At 33.1% G+C, this 20,051-nt stretch carries 22 protein-coding genes; 16 read left to right on the top strand and 6 right to left on the bottom strand.

Annotated features, from left to right (window positions below):
• Positions 1-82: 82 nt before the first annotated feature.
• Positions 83-1,537 carry a chromosomal replication initiator protein DnaA gene (gene dnaA / locus BLT04_RS00860; RefSeq protein WP_089752749.1) on the bottom strand — a complete coding sequence of 485 codons (1,455 nt, stop codon included), beginning with the start codon at positions 1,535-1,537 and terminating at the stop codon, positions 83-85.
• 136 nt (positions 1,538-1,673) lie between these two features.
• Here dnaA and BLT04_RS00865 point away from each other — a divergent pair, with 136 nt between their 5' ends.
• The 5 genes from BLT04_RS00865 (at position 1,674) to BLT04_RS00885 (ending at position 6,980) form a co-directional block, all read left to right on the top strand.
• Positions 1,674-2,087, top strand: coding sequence for an acyl-CoA thioesterase (locus BLT04_RS00865; RefSeq protein ID WP_089752751.1), 414 nt, complete (start codon positions 1,674-1,676; stop codon positions 2,085-2,087).
• Between the two features lie 96 nt (positions 2,088-2,183).
• Positions 2,184-3,032, top strand: a complete 849-nt coding sequence (gene pheA, locus BLT04_RS00870; protein ID WP_089752753.1) for a prephenate dehydratase — start codon at positions 2,184-2,186, stop codon at positions 3,030-3,032.
• Positions 3,033-3,382: 350 nt separating this feature from the next.
• Positions 3,383-4,120, top strand: a complete 738-nt coding sequence (locus tag BLT04_RS00875) for a hypothetical protein (protein ID WP_089752755.1) — start codon at positions 3,383-3,385, stop codon at positions 4,118-4,120.
• Between the two features lie 107 nt (positions 4,121-4,227).
• Complete coding sequence (locus tag BLT04_RS00880; RefSeq protein WP_089752757.1) at positions 4,228-6,438, top strand: DUF2339 domain-containing protein; 2,211 nt, start codon at positions 4,228-4,230, stop codon at positions 6,436-6,438.
• A 101-nt stretch (positions 6,439-6,539) separates the two neighbouring features.
• Positions 6,540-6,980 (top strand): hypothetical protein, encoded by a 441-nt coding sequence (locus BLT04_RS00885; RefSeq protein WP_089752759.1) that lies wholly within the window; start codon positions 6,540-6,542, stop codon positions 6,978-6,980.
• A gap of 50 nt (positions 6,981-7,030) precedes the next feature.
• On the opposite strand, the gene BLT04_RS00890 is transcribed toward BLT04_RS00885, so the two are convergent.
• The gene (locus tag BLT04_RS00890) at positions 7,031-8,308 is read right to left on the bottom strand and encodes a replication-associated recombination protein A (RefSeq protein ID WP_089752762.1); all 1,278 of its coding nucleotides are present in this window, start codon (positions 8,306-8,308) and stop codon (positions 7,031-7,033) included.
• Between the two features lie 101 nt (positions 8,309-8,409).
• On the opposite strand from BLT04_RS00890, the gene yidD reads away from it, so the two are divergent.
• Positions 8,410-8,685 carry a membrane protein insertion efficiency factor YidD gene (yidD, locus tag BLT04_RS00895; RefSeq protein WP_170828404.1) on the top strand — a complete coding sequence of 92 codons (276 nt, stop codon included), beginning with the start codon at positions 8,410-8,412 and terminating at the stop codon, positions 8,683-8,685.
• Between the two features lie 394 nt (positions 8,686-9,079).
• The gene (gene lgt / locus BLT04_RS00900) at positions 9,080-9,946 is read left to right on the top strand and encodes a prolipoprotein diacylglyceryl transferase (protein ID WP_228421906.1); all 867 of its coding nucleotides are present in this window, start codon (positions 9,080-9,082) and stop codon (positions 9,944-9,946) included.
• A gap of 81 nt (positions 9,947-10,027) precedes the next feature.
• On the opposite strand, the gene BLT04_RS00905 is transcribed toward lgt, so the two are convergent.
• Positions 10,028-11,542: an NAD(P)H-hydrate dehydratase gene (locus tag BLT04_RS00905; RefSeq protein ID WP_089752765.1), complete on the bottom strand. Its 1,515-nt coding sequence runs from the start codon at positions 11,540-11,542 to the stop codon at positions 10,028-10,030.
• 219 nt (positions 11,543-11,761) lie between these two features.
• On the opposite strand from BLT04_RS00905, the gene mscL (BLT04_RS00910) reads away from it, so the two are divergent.
• Positions 11,762-12,142 (top strand): large conductance mechanosensitive channel protein MscL, encoded by a 381-nt coding sequence (gene mscL / locus BLT04_RS00910; RefSeq protein ID WP_089752767.1) that lies wholly within the window; start codon positions 11,762-11,764, stop codon positions 12,140-12,142.
• Between the two features lie 160 nt (positions 12,143-12,302).
• Positions 12,303-12,683 carry a large conductance mechanosensitive channel protein MscL gene (mscL, locus tag BLT04_RS00915; protein ID WP_089752769.1) on the top strand — a complete coding sequence of 127 codons (381 nt, stop codon included), beginning with the start codon at positions 12,303-12,305 and terminating at the stop codon, positions 12,681-12,683.
• 49 nt (positions 12,684-12,732) lie between these two features.
• Here mscL (BLT04_RS00915) and BLT04_RS00920 read toward each other — a convergent pair whose 3' ends face one another.
• Complete coding sequence (locus tag BLT04_RS00920) at positions 12,733-13,692, bottom strand: D-2-hydroxyacid dehydrogenase (RefSeq protein ID WP_089752771.1); 960 nt, start codon at positions 13,690-13,692, stop codon at positions 12,733-12,735.
• A 93-nt stretch (positions 13,693-13,785) separates the two neighbouring features.
• Positions 13,786-14,190 (bottom strand): LNS2 domain-containing protein, encoded by a 405-nt coding sequence (locus BLT04_RS00925; RefSeq protein ID WP_089752773.1) that lies wholly within the window; start codon positions 14,188-14,190, stop codon positions 13,786-13,788.
• Positions 14,191-14,445: 255 nt separating this feature from the next.
• Between BLT04_RS00925 and BLT04_RS00930 the strand changes: the two genes are divergently transcribed.
• From BLT04_RS00930 to gcvT, 4 genes are all read left to right on the top strand, one after another.
• Entirely contained in the window at positions 14,446-15,042 is a 597-nt protein-coding gene (locus BLT04_RS00930; RefSeq protein ID WP_089752775.1) for a Pr6Pr family membrane protein, read from the top strand.
• Between the two features lie 162 nt (positions 15,043-15,204).
• Entirely contained in the window at positions 15,205-15,714 is a 510-nt protein-coding gene (gene idi, locus BLT04_RS00935; protein WP_089752777.1) for an isopentenyl-diphosphate Delta-isomerase, read from the top strand.
• 4 nt (positions 15,715-15,718) lie between these two features.
• Positions 15,719-16,198 carry a hypothetical protein gene (locus BLT04_RS00940; RefSeq protein ID WP_089752778.1) on the top strand — a complete coding sequence of 160 codons (480 nt, stop codon included), beginning with the start codon at positions 15,719-15,721 and terminating at the stop codon, positions 16,196-16,198.
• Positions 16,199-16,206: 8 nt separating this feature from the next.
• Positions 16,207-17,283 carry a glycine cleavage system aminomethyltransferase GcvT gene (gene gcvT, locus BLT04_RS00945; RefSeq protein ID WP_089752780.1) on the top strand — a complete coding sequence of 359 codons (1,077 nt, stop codon included), beginning with the start codon at positions 16,207-16,209 and terminating at the stop codon, positions 17,281-17,283.
• 84 nt (positions 17,284-17,367) lie between these two features.
• Here gcvT and BLT04_RS00950 read toward each other — a convergent pair whose 3' ends face one another.
• Positions 17,368-17,724: an arsenate reductase family protein gene (locus tag BLT04_RS00950; RefSeq protein WP_089752781.1), complete on the bottom strand. Its 357-nt coding sequence runs from the start codon at positions 17,722-17,724 to the stop codon at positions 17,368-17,370.
• Between the two features lie 126 nt (positions 17,725-17,850).
• On the opposite strand from BLT04_RS00950, the gene BLT04_RS00955 reads away from it, so the two are divergent.
• From BLT04_RS00955 to BLT04_RS00965, 3 genes are read left to right on the top strand one after another with little or no spacing between them, the layout of a single operon-like run.
• Complete coding sequence (locus BLT04_RS00955; RefSeq protein WP_089752783.1) at positions 17,851-18,318, top strand: acyl-CoA thioesterase; 468 nt, start codon at positions 17,851-17,853, stop codon at positions 18,316-18,318.
• Complete coding sequence (locus BLT04_RS00960) at positions 18,318-19,187, top strand: sugar phosphate isomerase/epimerase family protein (protein WP_089752785.1); 870 nt, start codon at positions 18,318-18,320, stop codon at positions 19,185-19,187. The genes BLT04_RS00955 and BLT04_RS00960 overlap by 1 nt, the downstream gene beginning before the upstream one ends.
• Positions 19,188-19,211: 24 nt before the next feature.
• Positions 19,212-20,051 (top strand): GLPGLI family protein, encoded by an 840-nt coding sequence (locus BLT04_RS00965; protein WP_089752787.1) that lies wholly within the window; start codon positions 19,212-19,214, stop codon positions 20,049-20,051.

The following is a 20,051-nucleotide window of genomic DNA, read 5'->3' on the forward strand; positions in this document are numbered from 1 at the left end:
AAAATTCTTATTATTAGGCAAAACTAAATAAAAAATGAAGAATAAAAATTATTCTCCATTTTCAATATTTTAATTAATTATTTTAATGTTTGATTTTTTCTGTAAGTTCTTTTACATATTTCTTAACCTCTTTGTCGATCTTAGAAACATCTTTAATCGTTTCACAGGCATACATTACCGTTGAGTGATCTTTACCGCCCATTTCTTCACCAATTTTAGTGAAGGTAGCGTTGGTAAATTCTTTCGCGAAATACATTGCCAGCTGTCTTGGTAACGCAATTTCTCTTTTCCTTGTTTTAGATAAAAGCTGCTCTCTTTTGATTCCGAAATAATCACATACAACCTCCTGAATATAAGGAATATTGATGATTTTTTTCTGGTTGGCAGCAATTTTATTAATCGTGTCTTTTAATAATTCAAGACTTAAATCCGACTTATAAATTGTGGAGTAAGCAATCACGGAATTAATAACTCCGATTAATTCTCTAACGTTGGTTTTTGCTTCTGCAGCAAGAAAATCCAACATATCTTCTGTTAAAACAATCCCGTCTCTGCTTAATTTATCAACGATAATTCTCTTACGTGTATCAAGATCCGGAGATTTGATTTCTGCGGAAAGTCCCCATTTGAAACGGGAAACAATTCTGTCCTGAATATCCATGATATCCACCGGCGCCTTATCAGAAGTAAGAATGATCTGCTTTCCGTTTTGGTGCAAATAATCGAAAATATGGAAGAAACTATCCTGAGTTGCTGATTTACCTGATAAAAACTGAATATCATCGATAATCAGAACGTCTACCATTTGATAAAAATTAGCAAATTCTGTCTGTTTATGAGCCTTTGCAGCCGAAATAAACTGCTGAATAAATTTCTCCGAAGACAGATAAAGCACCACCTTATCGGGAAACTGGCTTTTCACCTCCAAACCTACCGCTTGTCCTAAGTGGGTCTTTCCAACTCCATAGCCTCCATATAAGAATAATGGGTTGAAAGCCGTTGCACCAGGTCTTTTTGCGATAGAACGCGCTACTGTTGCAGCAAATTTATTACTTTCTCCTTCCACGTAATTGTCAAAAGAGAAATCTGATTTTAGATTAGAATCTATATTTACTTTTTTGATTCCGGGAACCACAAACGGGTTTACAATATTTCCGGAAAAGCCTTGTGGCATTGTTTCCTGGATCTTAGGAGTGGGAACGCTTTTCCCTTTCATATTCATGGTAACGGGTTTTTCCATGCCAGACGGCTTGTTTTCCATTACAGAATACCATAATTTCACTCCTTTTCCTATATTTTTCTTCAGGGCAGCAGAAAGCAAGGACAGATAATTATCCTCAATATATTCCTTGTAAAAATCACTTGGCACCATTAGTGTCAGATTGTTGTCAACCAAAGAGATTGGCTGTACTTTATCAAACAATAAGTCAAAAGATTTTTCAAGCTTTTTCAAATCAGAATTGTCTTCAGCTGCGTTCAAATTATCGCGCATGAACTGAAGGCACCTCTGCCATATCAACATTAAATTTTCATCCATTATTTGCCCCGATTAAATTCTTGGTTAGTACTTTTTTTAGAAGGAAGACAAAGGTCCAATTTTTTATTTTCAAAAAAAAATTTTGGAGGTATTGATTATTTAAAAATATATTTGTATGTATAAGTAAAGAGCAAAAATGATACACACAACACACTCAATACGAGTACGTTACGGAGAAACAGACCCTATGAAATATGTATATTACGGCAATTACGCCGAGTATTTCGAGATTGGCAGAGTTGAGCTTTTCCGAAGCATAGGAATGTCTTATAATGAGATTGAAAATCAAGGCATTTGGTTACCGGTTTCCGAGTACAAAATTAAGTATTTGAAACCTGCTTTATATGATCAAAATTTAACAATTCATACGTACATAAAAAAAATCCCCGGGGTGAAAATTGAATTTGAGTATGAAATTTTTAATGAAGACAATGTAAAAATCACTGAAGCCTCGACAACGCTTTTCTTTTTAGACGCAAAAGCCAATAAAGTGATTAAATGCCCTGATTCTTTAATGAAACTTATTGAAGAAAATTGGCTAAAAGGTTAAAAATTTTAAGTTGACTGTGAAAAAATTATCCAGATTTCATTCTACTTTCTTACAGACAATCTCCTATCTTTGATCTAACTAAAAATATTTTTTACAATGAAGATTGCATTTTTGGGCCCGCAAGCCAGCTTCACACAGCTTGCGGCTACCCAACTTTTCGCTGATGATGAACTTTTACCGAAAGCAAATATCTTAGACTGTTTTACGGCTGTTGAAAATGGAGAAGCTGATAAAGCGGTTGTACCATTGGAAAACTCAATTGAAGGAACAGTTTCTATGACTCTGGATTATTTGTATAAAATACCTGAAATAAAAATTGAGGCCGAGGCTGTAATGCCGATTGCGCATCATTTGATGATTCATCCGGCTAATGAAATCCATGAAATTGAAAAAATTTACTCTCATCCGCAGGCATTGGCGCAAAGTTTTCATTTTTTGAACACAAATTTCAGAGATGTTCAAAAGCAGGATTTTTCTTCAACTGCGGCGGCTGCAAAATATATTTCAGAAAACCCGGATCTTAAAAGAGCAGCTGTTGCCAATCAGTTTGCGGCTCATTTATATGGTTTGAAAATCATCAACCGTAATATTCAGGACTTTGAGCAGAATCACACAAGATTTATTGTTATTTCAAAGCAAAACACTCCATATATGAATAAAAATCTCAGTGTTTTAGGCGAAAAATCAGGTTTATTAATTACACTTCCAGAAGATCATCCGGGTGGGCTGCACCAGGTTTTGTCGGTTTTTGCCTGGAGAAAAATGAATCTCAGTAAAATAGAATCAAGGACGTTGAAAACCGGGCTTGGAAATTACTTTTTTTTCATCACTGTTGTCGGAAAATGGGATGCGGTTTTATATGAAAATGCTTTAAAAGAGCTAATTGCATTAAATACAGAAGTAGATTTTCTGGGAAGTTATAGAGAATATCTCTTGAAAAGCTAAAGGTTATATTAAATTAGCATCACCTAATTTATATTAATAAGAAAAAAATTATAACAACAATCCCTGCTATCCCAATATTGATAGCAGTTTTTTTATTTAAAAAAGAAAATTATTCATTGATCCGAGATTTATTATTAATAAATTTAACCTAAAAACAGATATTATTTTTCACATGCCTATGGATAATGAAATTATCGGTTAAATTTTAACTTTTAAAACTTTTAATGTTAAAAATATTTCATTAAATTTACATTAATATTAAAAATTTCCCAATGTGAGGGCATGATATTTGATATATTTATAAAAAAAAACTAACTAAACAAAGCCATTAACTATTAAACATTTGTAACATGAAAACTAGAATTTGTAGCGCAATTCTTTTGCTAATTGCTATTTCAGTATCTTCCCAAATAGGGATTAACACTCCAGACCCCAAAGCAAACTTAGACGTTAACGGGACAATGAAAATCAGAAATACACCTGTTGTTCCGACTCTTCCAGGATATCAGATTCTGGCGCTTAACCTTAACACAACGGGCGATTTTCAGGTAGCCCAGTTAAATCCGCAGCTGCTTATTGACGCAACTGTAAATACCATTAACACTACGAATGCTAACACCTCTGTATATGCTGCTAGAAAAACAACCGGAATTAATTTACTTTCTTTAGGTATTTTTCCTTCAGGTTTTAGATCGGTAAATTTTTTACAGTCTGAAAGAACAGTAGGTGCTGCTTCACTATATTCTGATACCGACTTTACCTATACGACTCCCAGCAACGGTGTTTATGCGATAGGATTTTCATTCCGGTACGGAACAGGTTTACAAGCTGCATTATTGGCAAATTCTCCGGGAGTCGGCATTGTGAGAACAAGAGCGGGTGTTGCCACACTTATTGACAGCCGTACTTTCAGTGGTGCTAATCTGCTAGTATTAAGCCTGACGATTTCAGAAACGAGTGTAAGCTCGCTTTATACACTGCAGGCTGGTGACAAGATATCTTTCGGACTTACAGGATCCGGGCTGCTTGATGCGGGATTGCTTGGTTCCAGCACAGGCTCTTTTTATATTTATAAAGTATCAAACTAATAATTTAATCATTCTGCACACAGCTAATCCACCGCAAATTATGTGGTGGATTACTTTTAATCAATTTTATCTTCAAACATTGGTTATATTTGAGTAAATAAATCATAATGGAGTTTACTCTCATCATCATATTAATTATTGTTGTCCTTTTTATTTTTAATAATTTAAACAGCAAAATTCAAAGATTAGAAAAAAAAATTTCTGAACTTACCCAGACTTTTCCCGAGAAAAGTGAGCAATTGACTGAGAAAAAAATAGCTCCGCAAAATGGCAATCAGGAGGCTGCATTTAAAACTTCTTTTGAAAATACTGTTCATTTACAGGAAACAGAAATTAAGCCTCAAAAAGACTGGGTCACTCCTATTTTTGATTTTTTTAAGCAAAATGCCTTAACAATTATCGGGATCTTCACCCTTGTTCTGGGCATCGGTTATTTTGTAAAATATGCAATCGATAAGAACTGGATCGGTGAAACAGCAAGAGTCGGAATTGGCCTTGCGATTGGTGTAGGAATTATTGTAATTGGTCATTTTCTAAGAAAAAACTACACTGTATTTTCTTCTATAATTACCGGCGGCGGGATCGCAGTACTTTATTTTACCACGACAATTGCCTTTCGGGAATATCATTTATTTACCCAAAACACAGCTTTTGTCATTACTTGCTGTATCACTCTGTTTTCCATAGTATTATCTTATTATTATAAGAGCGAAGTTCTGATTATATTCTCTTTATTTGGCGGATTTTTAGCTCCGTTGATGATTAGTACCGGACAAAGCAACTATCCTTTTTTATTCACCTATCTTACTGTTTTAAATATCGGAATGTTAATTATTGTTTTTCTAAATAACTGGAAAAGTGTAGGTTGGATTGCATTCTTTTTCACCAACATCTATCTTTTTTACTGGACGTCTGAAAAAACAGAAATAATAAGCATCTGCTTCTATATTATCACTTATATTATTTTTTACATTTTCGCCTTATTGGATTATTATAAGAAAAATATACTTTCATCCTGGAATATCTTAATGTTAATATTGATAAATTTCTCAAGTATTATAGGTTTGGTTTATATTTTTAATAAATTACAATATGAGCCTGTCATCATATTTCCTATTATTTTTTCTTTTGTCAACGGTTTTTTACTTTTCAAAGAGTACAGAAGGAAAAAATTCGGGATCAATTATTCGGTTTTTGCAGGAATTACCATAAGCTTACTTACAGCTGCTTTTGCATTACAGTTTAAAACTCATTTAATTACAAGCGTTTGGGCGATCGAAGCTACTTTATTATTATATATCTGGAAAAAATCAGGACATAGCATTTTTAAAATCTGTTTTTATGTTTTATTTCCTTTAGTCATTATTGCTCAGATATTTACATGGGTAAAATATTTAGATTCTCAAAATTTGGAGATCATACTCAACCCTATTTTCTTAACGAGCTTTGTGACGGCTATAACGACATTTTTTAATATATTTTTACTTAAAAATTATTCTGAAAAAGAAACTACCAGCTTTTTTGAAAATTTATTCTCAGTTGTAAGCTATACGGTGATTTATTTTGCGCTTTTACTTGAAATTATTTATCATATTTCTGAAAAGCCGGCAGCGATAATTTGGAACATTTCTCTGCTGTTCAGTATCTATTACCTCTTTATTTTATTGTTATTCCGTAAAAAACTGGAGATCAGCAAAACATTACAGACCGGATTTATTTATCTTTTTATACTGTTACTTATTAATCATGTTTCTTTTTCAGGCTTAAGTCTTGTAAGCGGTATTTTAGTAAAGAAAATTTCAATTAATTATTATTTTTTACATTTATCTTATCTTATTCCTTTTGTTTGGACAGGCTGGAAAATTATATCACAAACTGATTTCTTCAAAGGAAAATTTTCTTATTGGGTAATTGGATTTATATTAACTTTTGTTATCAGCTTTGAGCTCTATCATTTATATATTTTAGGAAATGCAAAAAATCTGTCTCAATCTTACAGCTTAATCAAACACTTCAATATTTTGTATTTACCAATAATCTGGGCAGTTTTGGCGAGTATTTTTATTTATATCGGCTTAAAAAAAGATATTCCGGAATTCAATAAAGTTGGGTTTGTATTGCTCGGGATTATGATTTTAAAATTATATGCGCATGATGTCTGGCAAATGGATAATGTTTCGAGAATTATTGCATTTATCATCCTTGGAATTATTTTATTATTAAGTTCGTTTACTTTTCAAAGGCTGAAAAATATCATCACAAATCTGGTTGAGAAAAAAAATGAAAGCGTCGAAGATGAGAATTCGCAATCTCAATAAAAATCTTTATTTATAAATAATTTTTAAATTATCACAAAAATTTATTCACATTCTGTAAAAAATAACTATATTTATCAAGTTTTTAATATATTCCATAGATTATGAAAAAATTACTCTACTCTTTTTTAATATTGTCTTCTGCGACTTTATTTGCGCAGAAAAATCCTGCAACAAAATTTGCAGTTGCTAATGATGTAGTAGGAACTGTCGATATGTTTAACGGTAAAAAAGACATCATTCAAAGTATGAATGTTTATAAAACTTCTGCAAATTTACCCCAAAACTTAAAAAAATTCAGTTATCTGGCTGACCAGGGAATTGTAGAATTCAAGCTTAAAAAAGGCTATGAAAATTTAGACAGAATTACTTTGGCGCAGCTAAATGAGCAACAGAATATAGCAAAAGACACCCCCGTTCTTATTGACGGCTATGAATTTACAAATACCGGCACAAATGTTTTTGGTGACATCCTTGCCAATGTAGAAGTGAAAGATTACAACGGTAAAAAATCCTTATTTATCACGACAACTCAGAAAAAATAATTTTCCAAGATCATATTAAAAAAGGATACTCAATTGAGTATCCTTTTATTTTAATATTTATTATTCCATTTTTTCTTAAGCTCATCGTAAATTTTCTTTTCTGTAGCGTTATTTCCTGGTTCATAAAGCTTTACATCTTTAATTTCCTGCGGAAGAAAATCCTGATCAACAAAATTACCCTCAAAAGAATGTGCGTACTTATATTCTTTTCCGTAATCCAGATCTTTCATCAGCTTTGTCGGCGCATTCCTCAAATGCAACGGAACAGGCAGATTTCCAGTCTGTTTCACTAAAGCTAACGCGTCATTGATCGCCATATATGCAGAATTACTTTTTGGAGAAACCGCCAGATAAACCGCTGCTTCACTTAAAATAATTCTTGCTTCAGGATTCCCGATAACGTTCACAGCCTGAAAACAGTTATTGGCAACCACCAGCGCATTCGGATTGGCCAAACCAATGTCTTCAGCTGCTAAAATCAACATTCTTCTTGCTATAAATTTAATATCCTCACCGCCAGCGATCATCCTTGCCAACCAGTAAACAGCGCCGTTTGGGTCACTCCCACGCATGGATTTTATAAAAGCTGAAATGATATCATAATGTTGTTCGCCATTTTTATCGTAAAGTGCCATTGTTTCCTGCAAAACATCCATCACATCATCATTTGTAATGACTTTTTGTTTGGAATTGATAAATTGGTTAAGAACCAGCTCAACAGAATTGATCAATTTACGGCCATCGCCTCCAGAATATTGTATAAATGCCTGTTTATCAGCTATTTTAAATTCTGTATTTTCATCTTTATTAAATCTCTCAAGAGCAATGTCAATTAATTCTTCCAGCTTTTCATAGCTCAATGCTTTCAGAATGTACACCTGGCTTCTTGAAAGCAAAGCTGAAACTACCTCAAAACTAGGGTTTTCCGTAGTGGCACCAATTAAAACAATCCAGCCTTTTTCAACCGCATGAAGTAAAGAATCCTGTTGGGATTTATTAAAACGATGAATCTCATCAATAAATAAAATCGGCGATTTTCCTGAAAAAAGGTTCTGCTTTTTGGCATCCTCAATTACATCACGAACATCTTTTACCCCCGAAGAAACTGCAGAAAGCTTATAAAATTTTCTGCCCGATTTTTCAGAAACAATTTCTGCAAGTGTCGTTTTACCCGTTCCCGGAGGTCCCCAAAAAATCAGGGAATTCAAGGCATTATTTTCAAGCATCTTTCTGATGGTCCCCTTTTCGCCGGTAAGATGCTCCTGCCCTAAAACATCATCCAACGTTTTAGGTCTTAATTTTTCGGCTAATGGAATATTTTGATTCAAGATAATTTTAATTTTTGAATAAATGTTTCAGATTTTATACAATTGAAACTTATAACAAATTTAAACTAATTTTCATTTTTTTACCCTATTTTTGCATTGTTTTGAAACTTACATTCAATAAAATCATCACTTCGCCGTTGGTAATCTTGATAAAATTTTACCAGTGGTTTATCTCGCCCTTACTTCCCAAAAATTGCCGTTATGAGCCAACCTGTTCACATTATATGGTAAAAGCTTTGCAGATGCACGGTATTTTTAAAGGATTTTGGCTGGGAATAAAAAGAATTTCAAAATGCCATCCATGGGGAGGAAGCGGCTATGATCCGGTTCCCCCTAAAATTAAAATCAATAATCAAATTATTAAAAAAGATGAATAATATTTTTTTCAGAATGTACTTCGTATTATTTGCGTTCATTACCCAATGTCTTTTCGCACAGAATTACCAGGGAGGCCTTTCTGACGGCACTTTAAAAGTTAGCTCACAAAATGTTCCCGTAAAAATTTATGCGACAACAGAACTTACGGCACTTGATGATTTTGCAGATAAAAAAACTGAAAATAATACGTTAGTCATTTTAAATAAATCAAATCTTGAGCAGGATTCTTATGGCTACAGCTCTACGATTCTTAATAAATTTAAAGCTTCAAATTATCAGTTCTTCGACAAAAATTTTAAATTAATTGAAACTCCTGTCACTCAGGAAAATATTGAAACCTTTAAATATGCGGTAAAATCGAGCAGGCCCATTACCGGCTCAGACAGTGTTCAGCTGAAAACACCATTTAAGATCTGGGATCCTTCAACGGGAATTCATTTAGGGCCGATCACACTGCACTTTTATAGCCTGATGTTTATTTTTGCTTTCGGTTTTGGATATGTTTTAATGACTAAAATTTTCAAAATTGACAATGTAAATCAAAAATATTTAGAGCCACTTTTCACATGGACGTTGATCGGGACCATTCTTGGAGCAAGAATGGGGCACGTTATTTTCTACCAGCCGGAATTATTCAAAGAGGATTTCTGGAGTGTATTTTTACCGATAAGTACTAAAAATGGTTTAAAATTTACCGGTTTCTCAGGGTTAGCAAGTCACGGAGCAACAATTGCATTGATTTTTACAACACTTTATTATTCATTTAAGATCATCAAGAAAAACCCTTTCTGGGTATATGACAGGTTGGGAATTGTCGTTTCTTTGGGTGGCGCTTTTGTAAGAATGGGTAATTTTTTCAATTCAGAAATTGTAGGAAAACCAGTTGATCCCAACTCACCTTTCGCATTGCTTTTTCCACAACAAAGCAGTGAATATGGGCTTACCGTACCACGCTATCCTACTCAATTATTTGAAGCTTTCGGATATGTTTGCTTATTTGTTTTATTGTGGATTCTGTATAGAAAAACGAATAAAAAATATCAGCAAGGCTGGTTATTCGGATTGTTTTTTATCATTCTTTGGGCAATCAGGTTCTTTGTAGAATTCCTGAAAATGCCTCAAGGTAAAGAGTTTATTGAATTTGCAGGTTTGAATACCGGACAAGTTCTTTCTATACCTTTTATGATTGCCGGAGCAGTAATTATGTTGTATTCCAAGAAATTTAAAATCACTCAGGCTGAAAACGAGAAACCTGAATAATTTCAACTAAAATAAAAATTTAAAAGGCAAATTTACTCAATCGTAAATTTGCCTTTTTTATATTCTTGATGATAATTGCTGTTACAATTTTAAAGCAAATTTTTTATTGAGCTTATTAAAAACATTTCCTAGTTCGTCAACAACATCACTTGGCAACATTGATTCCTTTGAATGTCTTTCTGCCGCAAAATCTGCTGCTTTTCCATGAAGCCAGACTCCGAAAATGGCAGCATTTTCTTCTGAATAATGTTGTGATAAAAGTGAAGTTATAATTCCGGTTAAAATATCCCCGCTTCCCCCTTTAGCTAATCCGGAATTTCCTGTGATATTGTAAAAAACATTTCCTTCAGGCGTTACAACCTGTGTATGATGATCTTTTAAAACAATATATATTCCCAGTTCCTTCGCATTTTTTCGGGCCAGTTCTACCCTTTCGAAAGAGTTTTTTGTGTTTCCGAATAATCTTTCAAATTCTTTTGGATGTGGCGTTATGATTGATTTTTTCGGAATTAATTTTAAATGATTCTTATCTTTTGAAATACTATTTAAAGCGTCAGCATCCAAGACTAAAGGCTTAGAATAATTCTTTAAAAACGTTAAAAAACTTTTCTCTGTTTCTTCCTCGGTTCCTAATCCGGGCCCAATTCCACAAGCTGAGTTTTCGTCAACCTCAAAATTATTAATAAATTGACTTCCGCCTTCAGTAAACATAGCTTCCGGACAGGAAGTCTGAAGTATTTCGTAACCACATTTAGGTGCATGAATAAAAGTCAATCCCGAACCTGTTTTCATAGCAGATGTTGTTGAAAGTACGGCCGCTCCAATCTTTCCGTAGCTTCCGGCAATAATAGTTACTTTTCCATAGCTGCCTTTGTGGGAAAATTCATCTCTCGGTTTAAAAATATTCTCTATAATCTCATCATCTATTGTAAAATATTCCGTCTGAGTATTTGATATGTATTCTCCGCTTAAATTTATATCTAAAATAATAACTTTACCTGTAAATTTTCCTGTTTCGGGATGAAGAAAACTTTTTTTCCAAAATTGAAAGCTCAAGGTATAATCTGCTTTAAAAACAATTGCATTTTCAGTTACAATAGCATCAGTAAAAAGTCCGGAAGGCAGATCAATAGATATTTTAATATTTTTCTTTTCATTTAGTTTTTCAATTACATTTTTAAAGCTACCATCTATATTTCTCGATAATCCTGTTCCGAAAAGAGCATCAATAACGATGGTATCCTCAAAATTATATTCATCAATTTTACTAAAATCATGAATAAAAATTCCTGAAAAATCACTTAATCTCTCAAAATTAATCATAGCATCATCGGAAAAGCTACCTTTCAGATCATCCACAAAAACATCTACATCATAATCATTAAGATGAAGCATTCTGGCAATCGCAAAACCGTCGCCGCCGTTATTTCCGTTTCCGCAAAAGACGGCAAATTTGGTATGATTTTTACAATTTTCCGAAATCCAGCTTACACAAGATTGCGCGGCCCGTTCCATTAATTTTGTCGGTGTAATGGGTTCATTTTTGATGGTAAATTCATCCGCTGACCGAATTTGTTCTGCCGTGAAAATTTTCATATGTAAAGTTCTTTTTTTGTTTAATAATCGCTTAACAGCAATTTACAAAAGAAATTTTAAACTCATGAAAATAAAAAACTGAGACGTTAATAATTGAAATTAAAAATAATCTATAAATAAAATTATTCACAAATTTTTAATCATAAAAACTTGAAAAATATATTTTTTTTGTAACTTAAACTCCTATTTCAGTTTAAATAATACTTAAAAAAATAAATTATGGGATTTGTTAAAGAATTCAAAGCATTTGCATTTAAAGGAAATGTGCTTGACTTGGCCGTCGGTGTTATTATTGGGGCTGCTTTTGGGAAAATTGTCACCTCTTTGGTTGATGATGTTATCACGCCATTAATCTTAAATCCTGCACTGAAAGCTGCCGGAGCCGAAAATATTGCTAAACTCTCCTGGCACGGAATCGCTTACGGGAATTTTCTTTCGGCGGTCATTAGTTTTCTGTGTATTGCCGTCGTTTTGTTCTGGATTATAAAAGGAGCTAATAAAATCACTCATAAAGAAGTACCTGCTCCTGCAGGACCAACGGAAGAGCAAAAATTATTAATGGAAATCAGAGATTTGCTTAAAAACAAAAATAACATATAAAAATATTCAACCAAATCACTTCAAATTGAAGTGATTTTTTTATTTTAATTATACTTTAAAGTATAAAATTAATCAACATAATCAATTTGATAAAACATTTACGAATAATTTAAAAAGCATTGATTTTTATTTATATTTGCTTACAACAGATGTAAAAATTATGGGATTTTTAAAAGATTTTAAAGAATTTGCCTTCAAAGGAAATGTTATTGATTTAGCAGTAGGGGTAATCATTGGTGGCGCTTTCGGAAAAATTGTTTCATCACTTGTCGCGGATGTAATTACTCCGTTATTATTGAATCCGGCATTAAAAGCTGCTGGCGCAGAAGACATTACAAAATTATCATGGCATGGTGTTGCTTATGGCAATTTTCTCTCAGCGGTAATCAGTTTTTTATGTATTGCGATGGTACTTTTCTGGATTATTAAAGGCGCTAATAAAATAAGCCGTAAAGAAGTCCCGGCCCCTGCAGGGCCTACTGAAGACCAAAAATTATTAATGGAAATCAGAGATTTGCTTAAAAATAAAAACAACTTATAAAAACAAAACACCTCAAATTGAGGTGTTGTTACTTTTTATCATTTTCAGATTAATGAATCTGTAAAATACTTGAAATCTGTTCCGCCAGGGAAAGTCCGATTCTGTCCTGCGCTTCCATTGTAGATGCGCCTGTGTGAGGGGTTAAAGAGATTTTAGGATGCGTCAAAATATCTTTTGAAGGAGTTGGCTCGTTGATGAAAACATCTAATCCGGCAAATTTTACCTTCCCTGAATCTAATGCTTCGATTAAAGCAGCTTCATCGATCACTCCGCCTCTTGAGCAGTTTACGATTGCCACGCCATTTTTCATCATTTCAAATTCATTTTTCCCTATCATATATCCTTCTTTTTGAGCGGGGACGTGAAGTGTAATAAAATCCGAATGCTTTAAAACTTCATGTAAAGGTTCAGTTTCAATATCAACATTAATGAACTGATTGTTATAAAATTTCACTTTAATACTGGCTTTCCCAACGTTATTATCAGCCGCAACCACTCTCATTCCAAGGCCTAAAGCTATTCTTGCGACTTCCTGCCCGATTCTTCCCATTCCAACAATTCCGATGGTTTTTCCTCTTAATTCGATACCTTCTGTATATGCTTTTTTAAGACTTGCAAACTCGGTATCACCTACTAATGGCATTTTTCTGTTTGAATCCTGCAAAAATCTTGCTCCTGAAAATAAGTGTGCAAAAACCAATTCAGCCACCGATTCTGAAGAAGCAGAAGGTGTATTGATCACATGAATTCCTTTTTCTCTGGCGTAATCCACATAGATATTATCCATCCCGACACCACCTCTGCCGATGATGTCAATCGATGGGCAATTATCGATAATATCTTTTCTCACATGTGTCGCACTGCGCACCAACAACGTACGAATTTTGTGCTCATTTATATATTCTACTAAAAATTCCTGCGGAACTTTTGTAGTAATCACCTCAAAACCTTTCTCAGTTAATGCATCAATCCCAGATTGATCCAAGCCATCGTTTGCTAAAACTTTCATAAATACATCTCTATTTAAATGAAAAATTTAAAAATTAAGAAAGTGAAAATTTTTAACCACTTTAATCGTTTAATCTTTAAATCCTTATTTTATTTAATCTTCCTTAAAAACCTCAATTGTTACCTGCTTTTCAACCAGATCAGTAAATTTACCTTTATATCTTGTGGCTCTTACCAGATGATTGTCGATCCAATGGTAGTTTCCGCCTCTCGGTTTTCCACATAGAACGCTGTGATATTTGAAACCGTGCTTATCCAGCCAATCGATTGTGATCTGCTTTAAATTTTCCGTTCTTGAGGTGAAAAAACAGATCTGATGCCCTTCATCATACCATTTATTGATCGTTTCCAGGGCGTCCGGATAAGGTTCACAAGTTACCATTCTTTCAGGCTCTTCATTGGGAACGTCATCTGTAATGGTTCCGTCGATATCGATTAAATAATTTTTAATCCCGTCCTTAAGTATCGGACTTATATGTTCTTTATATTCTAATTCCATCATTAAAAAATTGAATTGCAAAGTTACGATTTCTGGCTTAAACTGAATCGTTAAACTTAGTTTATATTAAATTTTCACTATAAAAATTACTATTTAATGAATAAAACTTACATTTAAACTACATTTCTTATAATATGATTAAAAATTTTCTTTTTCATCATAAATTTTGAACGTTGCGATTTTTTTGAAGTCGTTAAATCATTCGAAAATATAAATCACTTTTTGTTTATATTTGATTATCACAAGATTATTATCATGAAAAAAGCATTAGCCTTAATTTTTTGTCTGATCGGATGGTTTGCTTTGATTGGTCAATATTACTTAGCCATAGAAAACAAAACTACTTCTATTTTGGAGACTAATTTTAGGTTTTTTACTTATTTCACCATTCTTACGAATATCATTGTAAGTATTTATTTAACAATTGTAGCTTTTAAAAAGGATAACAATGAAAATTCAGGAATTTTAACAGCAATTACAGTTTATATTACCATTGTTGGTTTTATTTATCAGATCATTCTTCGCGGAACGTGGCAGCCAACGGGTTTTCAAAGGATTATTGATGAATTGCTTCACAGTGTAATGCCTGTTCTTATGATTATTTTTTGGTATTTATTTGAAAATAAAACGGCTTTGAAATACATACAAATTCCAAAATGGATGATATTTCCGGTCTTTTATCTTATTATAATATTAATAAGAGGAAATTTTTCAGGATTTTATCCTTATCCGTTTGTGGATATGACCAAATTAGGTTTTACAAAAGTTCTGACCAATTCCCTCTGGATTACGATTTTCTTTATTGGTTTATCAATGCTTTATATCAGAATCGGAAAGGCTTTGAAGAGATAATTTTGCTTCCCACAGATTTGCAAGATTGCTGTCTTATTAAGAATGAAATTATCATAATCATTTGAGAAATCTGCGGGCGTAAAAAAATAATTTTCATCTCAGGAAATATGATGTTTTACCAAAAATTTCCAAAATACATTTATTAAACTTACATTTGTAGGAATGGAAGAATTCGTAGTTTTAGTAAATCCGGCGGATGAAGTTTTAGGCTTAATGGAAAAACAGCAGGCTCATGTCAACGGCTTATTACACCGTGCTTTTTCCGTTTTTTTATTTAATGATAAAGGAGAAATGCTTTTACAGAAAAGAGCTTCCGAAAAGTACCATTCTCCGGGGCAATGGACCAACGCTGTATGCTCCCATCCGAGAAATAACGAGTCTTATCTCGACGGTGCAAAACGCAGGGTAAAAGAAGAATTAGGCATTGAAACCGAGCTTTCAGAAAAATTTAATTTTATTTATAAAGCAGATGTCGGAAACGGGCTTTGGGAACATGAGTTAGACCATGTTTTCATAGGAACTTACAATTCGGAATTTAATCTGAATCAGAATGAGGTCGAACAAGTAAGATATATTTCTATTGAAGATCTTGATAAGGAAATTGCTGAAAATCCCGAAAAATTCACAGAATGGTTTAAAATAATTTTAGAAGAATATAAACACCATTTTTAAATTCATGATGAAAAAAACATTAGTCTTATTAATATTTTTAATAAGTTTTTACTCTACCGCTCAAAAAATTCCGGGCAAAACCTACGAAACAGACAATTACGCCATTACTTTTCCTGATACCTGGAAAACAACTGATGACAGCGGTATTATCAATATTTTTCCAACCAACGAGATCGGCGCGATCACCATTTCCGAATATCACGATTTAAACCTTCCGAAGGGAGAAACGAAAAAATTTATCCTTGCTCTTTATAAATCTGCCGACGAAGAAAAGAAAGTGAAAAACAGCAACGGTAAAAAAGGATATACAGAATATAATTACGAATATTTCGATGAAAAGGAAAAAGCTTTCTGGATTACAAAAGTATTTCAGAAAGAAAAAAACTTATACCTGATCACTATTAATTGTGAACAAAAATACTGGAACGGAAATTATATGAAGCTTTTCAATGAAGCTTTTGAAAGTTTTAAAATAAAGAAATAAATTTAAATATGAAGAAAACAGCCTTGTACGACAAACACGTTTCTTTGGGAGCTAAAATCGTACCTTTTGCAGGTTTTGAAATGCCTGTGCAATATTCGGGAGTTACTGAGGAGCATTTTGCAGTGAGAGAAAAAGCGGGATTGTTCGATGTTTCTCACATGGGACAGTTTTTTGTGGAAGGTCCGGGTGCTAAAGATCTTTTACAATTGGTTACCACAAATAACGTAGATGCTTTGGAAAACGGAAAAGCTCAATATTCTTGTCTTCCAAACGAAAACGGAGGAATTGTTGATGATCTTATTGTTTACAAAATCGAAGACGATAAGTATTTTGTGGTTGTGAATGCTTCAAATATTGAAAAAGACTGGGATCATATCGTGAAATTCAACAGTTTTGATGCTGTTTTAACGAATGCTTCTGATGATATGTCGTTATTGGCAATTCAGGGTCCAAAAGCTACGGAAATCCTTCAGAAATTAACGGAAACCAATCTTTCGGAAATTCCTTATTATAACTTCACAATGGGATCGGTTGCAGGGGTAAATGATGTGATTATTTCAAACACAGGCTACACAGGAAGCGGTGGTTTTGAGATTTATTTCAATAATGAAAGTGCTGAAAAGCTTTGGGACGAAATCATCAAAGCTGGTGAATCAGAAGGAATCATCCCTTGCGGATTGGCTGCCAGAGACACTTTAAGACTAGAAAAAGGATTCTGCTTATACGGAATGGATATCGACGATACGACTTCTCCGATTGAAGCAGGATTAGGATGGATCACAAAATTCGACAAAGAGTTTATCTCTAAAGATACTTTCGCAAAACAAAAAGAAGAAGGCGTTACCAGAAAATTAGTCGGTTTTGAGCTTACAGACAAAGGTGTTCCGAGACACGACTACCCTGTTGTAGATGCAGAAGGAAACGTGATCGGGAAAGTAACTTCCGGAACTCAGTCGCCAATGAAAAAGATCGGTTTAGGATTGGCTTATGTTGATAAACCTCATTTCAAGCTAGGTTCTGAGATCTTTATTCAGGTAAGAAATAAAAATATTCCTGCAAAAGTGGTAAAAACTCCTTTTGTATAAATAAAATATATTCTACAACAAAAGAGATTGTAAATTTACAATCTCTTTTTTATGTAATTATCTGAAAATCAAAAAAATTTACGCTTAATTGCTTGAATTAAAATAAGCTCTCAGCTTTGCAAGGTTTTCTTTGTCACTTCCAATAAAAATTTCATCATCAGTAAGAAAAACCGGTCTCTTTAAAAATGTATAATGATCCAGCAGCAATTCTCTGAAATCTTCTTCTCCCAAAGATTTTAAATCAAGTTCTCTTAATTTTATCTGGGTCGATTTTTTGCTGAATAACGCCTCGTAGGATTTTGTTATTTTATACATTCCGTCCAATTCTTCCTTGGTAATCGGCTCTTTTTTAATTTCACGAAGCGCCCAGTCTGAAAGTCTGAATTGTGCTAAAATTTTTCTACAAGTGTCACATGTATTAAGATAAAATACTTTCTTCATTATATTTTTAAATCTGTTATTTATTAAAAATGAACATACGAAAAAGTTCAATCAACAAAAGTAGGATTTAATAAGTGATATTAAAAATTATTAAATACCTTTATTCAATCAAATTTTTTCTATAGAATGGAGAACAAACCAATTAGTTTTCAGTTTATTTCAGAACCTTCTGATGTAAATTACGGAGGAAATGTGCATGGAGGGAGCGTAATGAAGTGGATCGATCAGGCAGGATATGCCTGTGCAACCACCTGGAGCGGAAATTATTCCGTAACGGTTTATGTAGGCGGAATCCGTTTCTACGAACCGATCAAGATCGGGGAAATAGTAAAAGTCGAGGCTCAGGTTATTTATACAGGTTCTTCAAGCATGCATATTTCGATCAATGTTTTTTCAAGAAACTTAAAGCAGCCGAATTTTGACAAGAAAACGCATTGCATCATTGTTTTTGTGGCAGTTGATGAAAACGGAAAAAAACTTCCTGTCCGAAAATGGGTTCCTGAAACTGAAGATGAGAAGCAAAAAGAAAAATATGCCATTCGTTTGATGGATCTCAGAACACAGATCGAAGACGAAATGAAACCGTTTTTGTAATGCTTAGAAAAGACTTTATACAGCTTTCATCAATTGGATTTCTGGGGCTATGCTCTCCTGGAATTTCTTCTATAATTAATCCTAAAAAACCTTTGGCAATACAGCTTTACACAATTCGCGATGCTATTTCCGAAAACCTTGAAAAAGCACTGGAAAGATTGGCAGCTCTTGGTTTTAAAGAACTTGAGATCTACGGCTATAACGGAACTTTCTTTGGGAAAAGCCGAAATGAATTTCAAACTATTCTAAAAAATACAGGTTTAAAAGTTATCAGTTCTCACCATACAACTGGAATTTTGCATCAGGAGAAAGGAACTTTATTAAACGGTTGGGAAAAATCTGTGGAAGATTTACACTTTATCGGTGCAAAATACATGGTTTGTTCTTATCTTTTTCCTGAAGAAAGAAATATAGAGAATTATAAAAAACTTCCCGAATTATTTGATCAATCAGGAGAATTGACCAAAAAATCAGGAATACAGTTTGCGTATCACAATCATGATTTTGAATTTGAAAAATTTGATGATACTCAAAATGTGTATGAATTTATCTTAAAAAATACTTCACCCGATTTAGTAAAAATGGAACTGGATTTATACTGGATTTCAAAAGCTGGTTTAGATCCTTTAACGTATTTTGAAAAATACCCGAAAAGATTTCCGTTGTGGCATGTGAAAGACATGAAAAAAGACAACAAAGATTTCACAGAGATCGGAAACGGAACGATTGATTTTAAAAGAATTTTTGAAGCTAAAGAAAAAGCTGGTCTGCAATATTGGTTTCTGGAGCAGGATTCGAGTGATAAGGATATTTTTGAAAGTATTCAAATCAGTAAAAAATATATTATTGAACAGTCCTATTTTAAATAATTTTGAATTAAAAGTTCATAAATAATGAAAAAAATTACAAATCTTATTTGTTTATTGATCATCATTTCTTTGCATTCACAAACGCACAGGTTTATTTATGAATTACAGTTAAAAATGGATTCTACAGACTCTGATTATCAAAAATTTAATATGATTTTAGACATTAATTCCAAAGAAGTTAAATTCTACGGCCGTAATCTTTTCGTTGCAGATTCTATCAATAAAAAATTCGGAAATATGGATAATAAACATGTTGATATGACCGGACAGATCGTTAAAAGAAAGATCAATACCTTTAATAATGAAAATTTCATCAATATTAAATTCGGATATTATTCTTATAAGACGAACGATAAAATCACCTGGAATATTTCTAAAGAAACCAAACAAATTCAGGATTATACATTGCAAAAAGCGACGGCAAAATTTGGAGGAAGAGATTGGATTGCATGGTTTAATAAAGATATTCCTTTTAATGAAGGACCATTTAAGTTTTCAGGGCTTCCGGGTTTGATTTTTGAGATTTATGATACAAAGAAAAATTTCATTTACAACCTTATAAAAAGTCAGGAACTACCGAGCATCTATCCTACCGATGATTTCCTTGAATCCAATTTTGGAAACAAAGCGATTCCCATTACGGAAAAACAGAAGCAAAAGCTTTCTTTAGAATTTTATAATGATCCCTTTTCATTTGAAAGAACAAATTTCAGCAAAACAAACAATAATCTGAATATTAATATCAATGGAAAGGAAATACATACAATTGACGAACTGAATTCTCAGACAAAAAATATGCAGGAAATCATTAAGAAATACAACAACCCCATTGAAATTGATAAAGCTATTCATTATAAAAATTAA

This window comes from Chryseobacterium soldanellicola (genome assembly GCF_900100115.1).
GTDB lineage: Bacteria > Bacteroidota > Bacteroidia > Flavobacteriales > Weeksellaceae > Chryseobacterium > Chryseobacterium soldanellicola.

Coding starts and splice junctions, on each gene's coding strand:
- pheA (WP_089752753.1), top strand. CDS start 2,184: ATGAAGATTGCATTTTTGGGCCCGCAAGCCAGCTTCACACAGCTTGCG.
- idi (WP_089752777.1), top strand. CDS start 15,205: ATGGAAGAATTCGTAGTTTTAGTAAATCCGGCGGATGAAGTTTTAGGC.
- BLT04_RS00925 (WP_089752773.1), bottom strand. CDS start 14,190: ATGGAATTAGAATATAAAGAACATATAAGTCCGATACTTAAGGACGGG.
- BLT04_RS00930 (WP_089752775.1), top strand. CDS start 14,446: ATGAAAAAAGCATTAGCCTTAATTTTTTGTCTGATCGGATGGTTTGCT.
- BLT04_RS00865 (WP_089752751.1), top strand. CDS start 1,674: ATGATACACACAACACACTCAATACGAGTACGTTACGGAGAAACAGAC.
- mscL (WP_089752767.1), top strand. CDS start 11,762: ATGGGATTTGTTAAAGAATTCAAAGCATTTGCATTTAAAGGAAATGTG.
- BLT04_RS00960 (WP_089752785.1), top strand. CDS start 18,318: ATGCTTAGAAAAGACTTTATACAGCTTTCATCAATTGGATTTCTGGGG.
- BLT04_RS00965 (WP_089752787.1), top strand. CDS start 19,212: ATGAAAAAAATTACAAATCTTATTTGTTTATTGATCATCATTTCTTTG.
- BLT04_RS00885 (WP_089752759.1), top strand. CDS start 6,540: ATGAAAAAATTACTCTACTCTTTTTTAATATTGTCTTCTGCGACTTTA.
- BLT04_RS00875 (WP_089752755.1), top strand. CDS start 3,383: ATGAAAACTAGAATTTGTAGCGCAATTCTTTTGCTAATTGCTATTTCA.
- BLT04_RS00905 (WP_089752765.1), bottom strand. CDS start 11,542: ATGAAAATTTTCACGGCAGAACAAATTCGGTCAGCGGATGAATTTACC.
- dnaA (WP_089752749.1), bottom strand. CDS start 1,537: ATGGATGAAAATTTAATGTTGATATGGCAGAGGTGCCTTCAGTTCATG.
- gcvT (WP_089752780.1), top strand. CDS start 16,207: ATGAAGAAAACAGCCTTGTACGACAAACACGTTTCTTTGGGAGCTAAA.
- BLT04_RS00950 (WP_089752781.1), bottom strand. CDS start 17,724: ATGAAGAAAGTATTTTATCTTAATACATGTGACACTTGTAGAAAAATT.
- BLT04_RS00880 (WP_089752757.1), top strand. CDS start 4,228: ATGGAGTTTACTCTCATCATCATATTAATTATTGTTGTCCTTTTTATT.
- BLT04_RS00955 (WP_089752783.1), top strand. CDS start 17,851: ATGGAGAACAAACCAATTAGTTTTCAGTTTATTTCAGAACCTTCTGAT.
- BLT04_RS00940 (WP_089752778.1), top strand. CDS start 15,719: ATGATGAAAAAAACATTAGTCTTATTAATATTTTTAATAAGTTTTTAC.
- mscL (WP_089752769.1), top strand. CDS start 12,303: ATGGGATTTTTAAAAGATTTTAAAGAATTTGCCTTCAAAGGAAATGTT.
- BLT04_RS00920 (WP_089752771.1), bottom strand. CDS start 13,692: ATGAAAGTTTTAGCAAACGATGGCTTGGATCAATCTGGGATTGATGCA.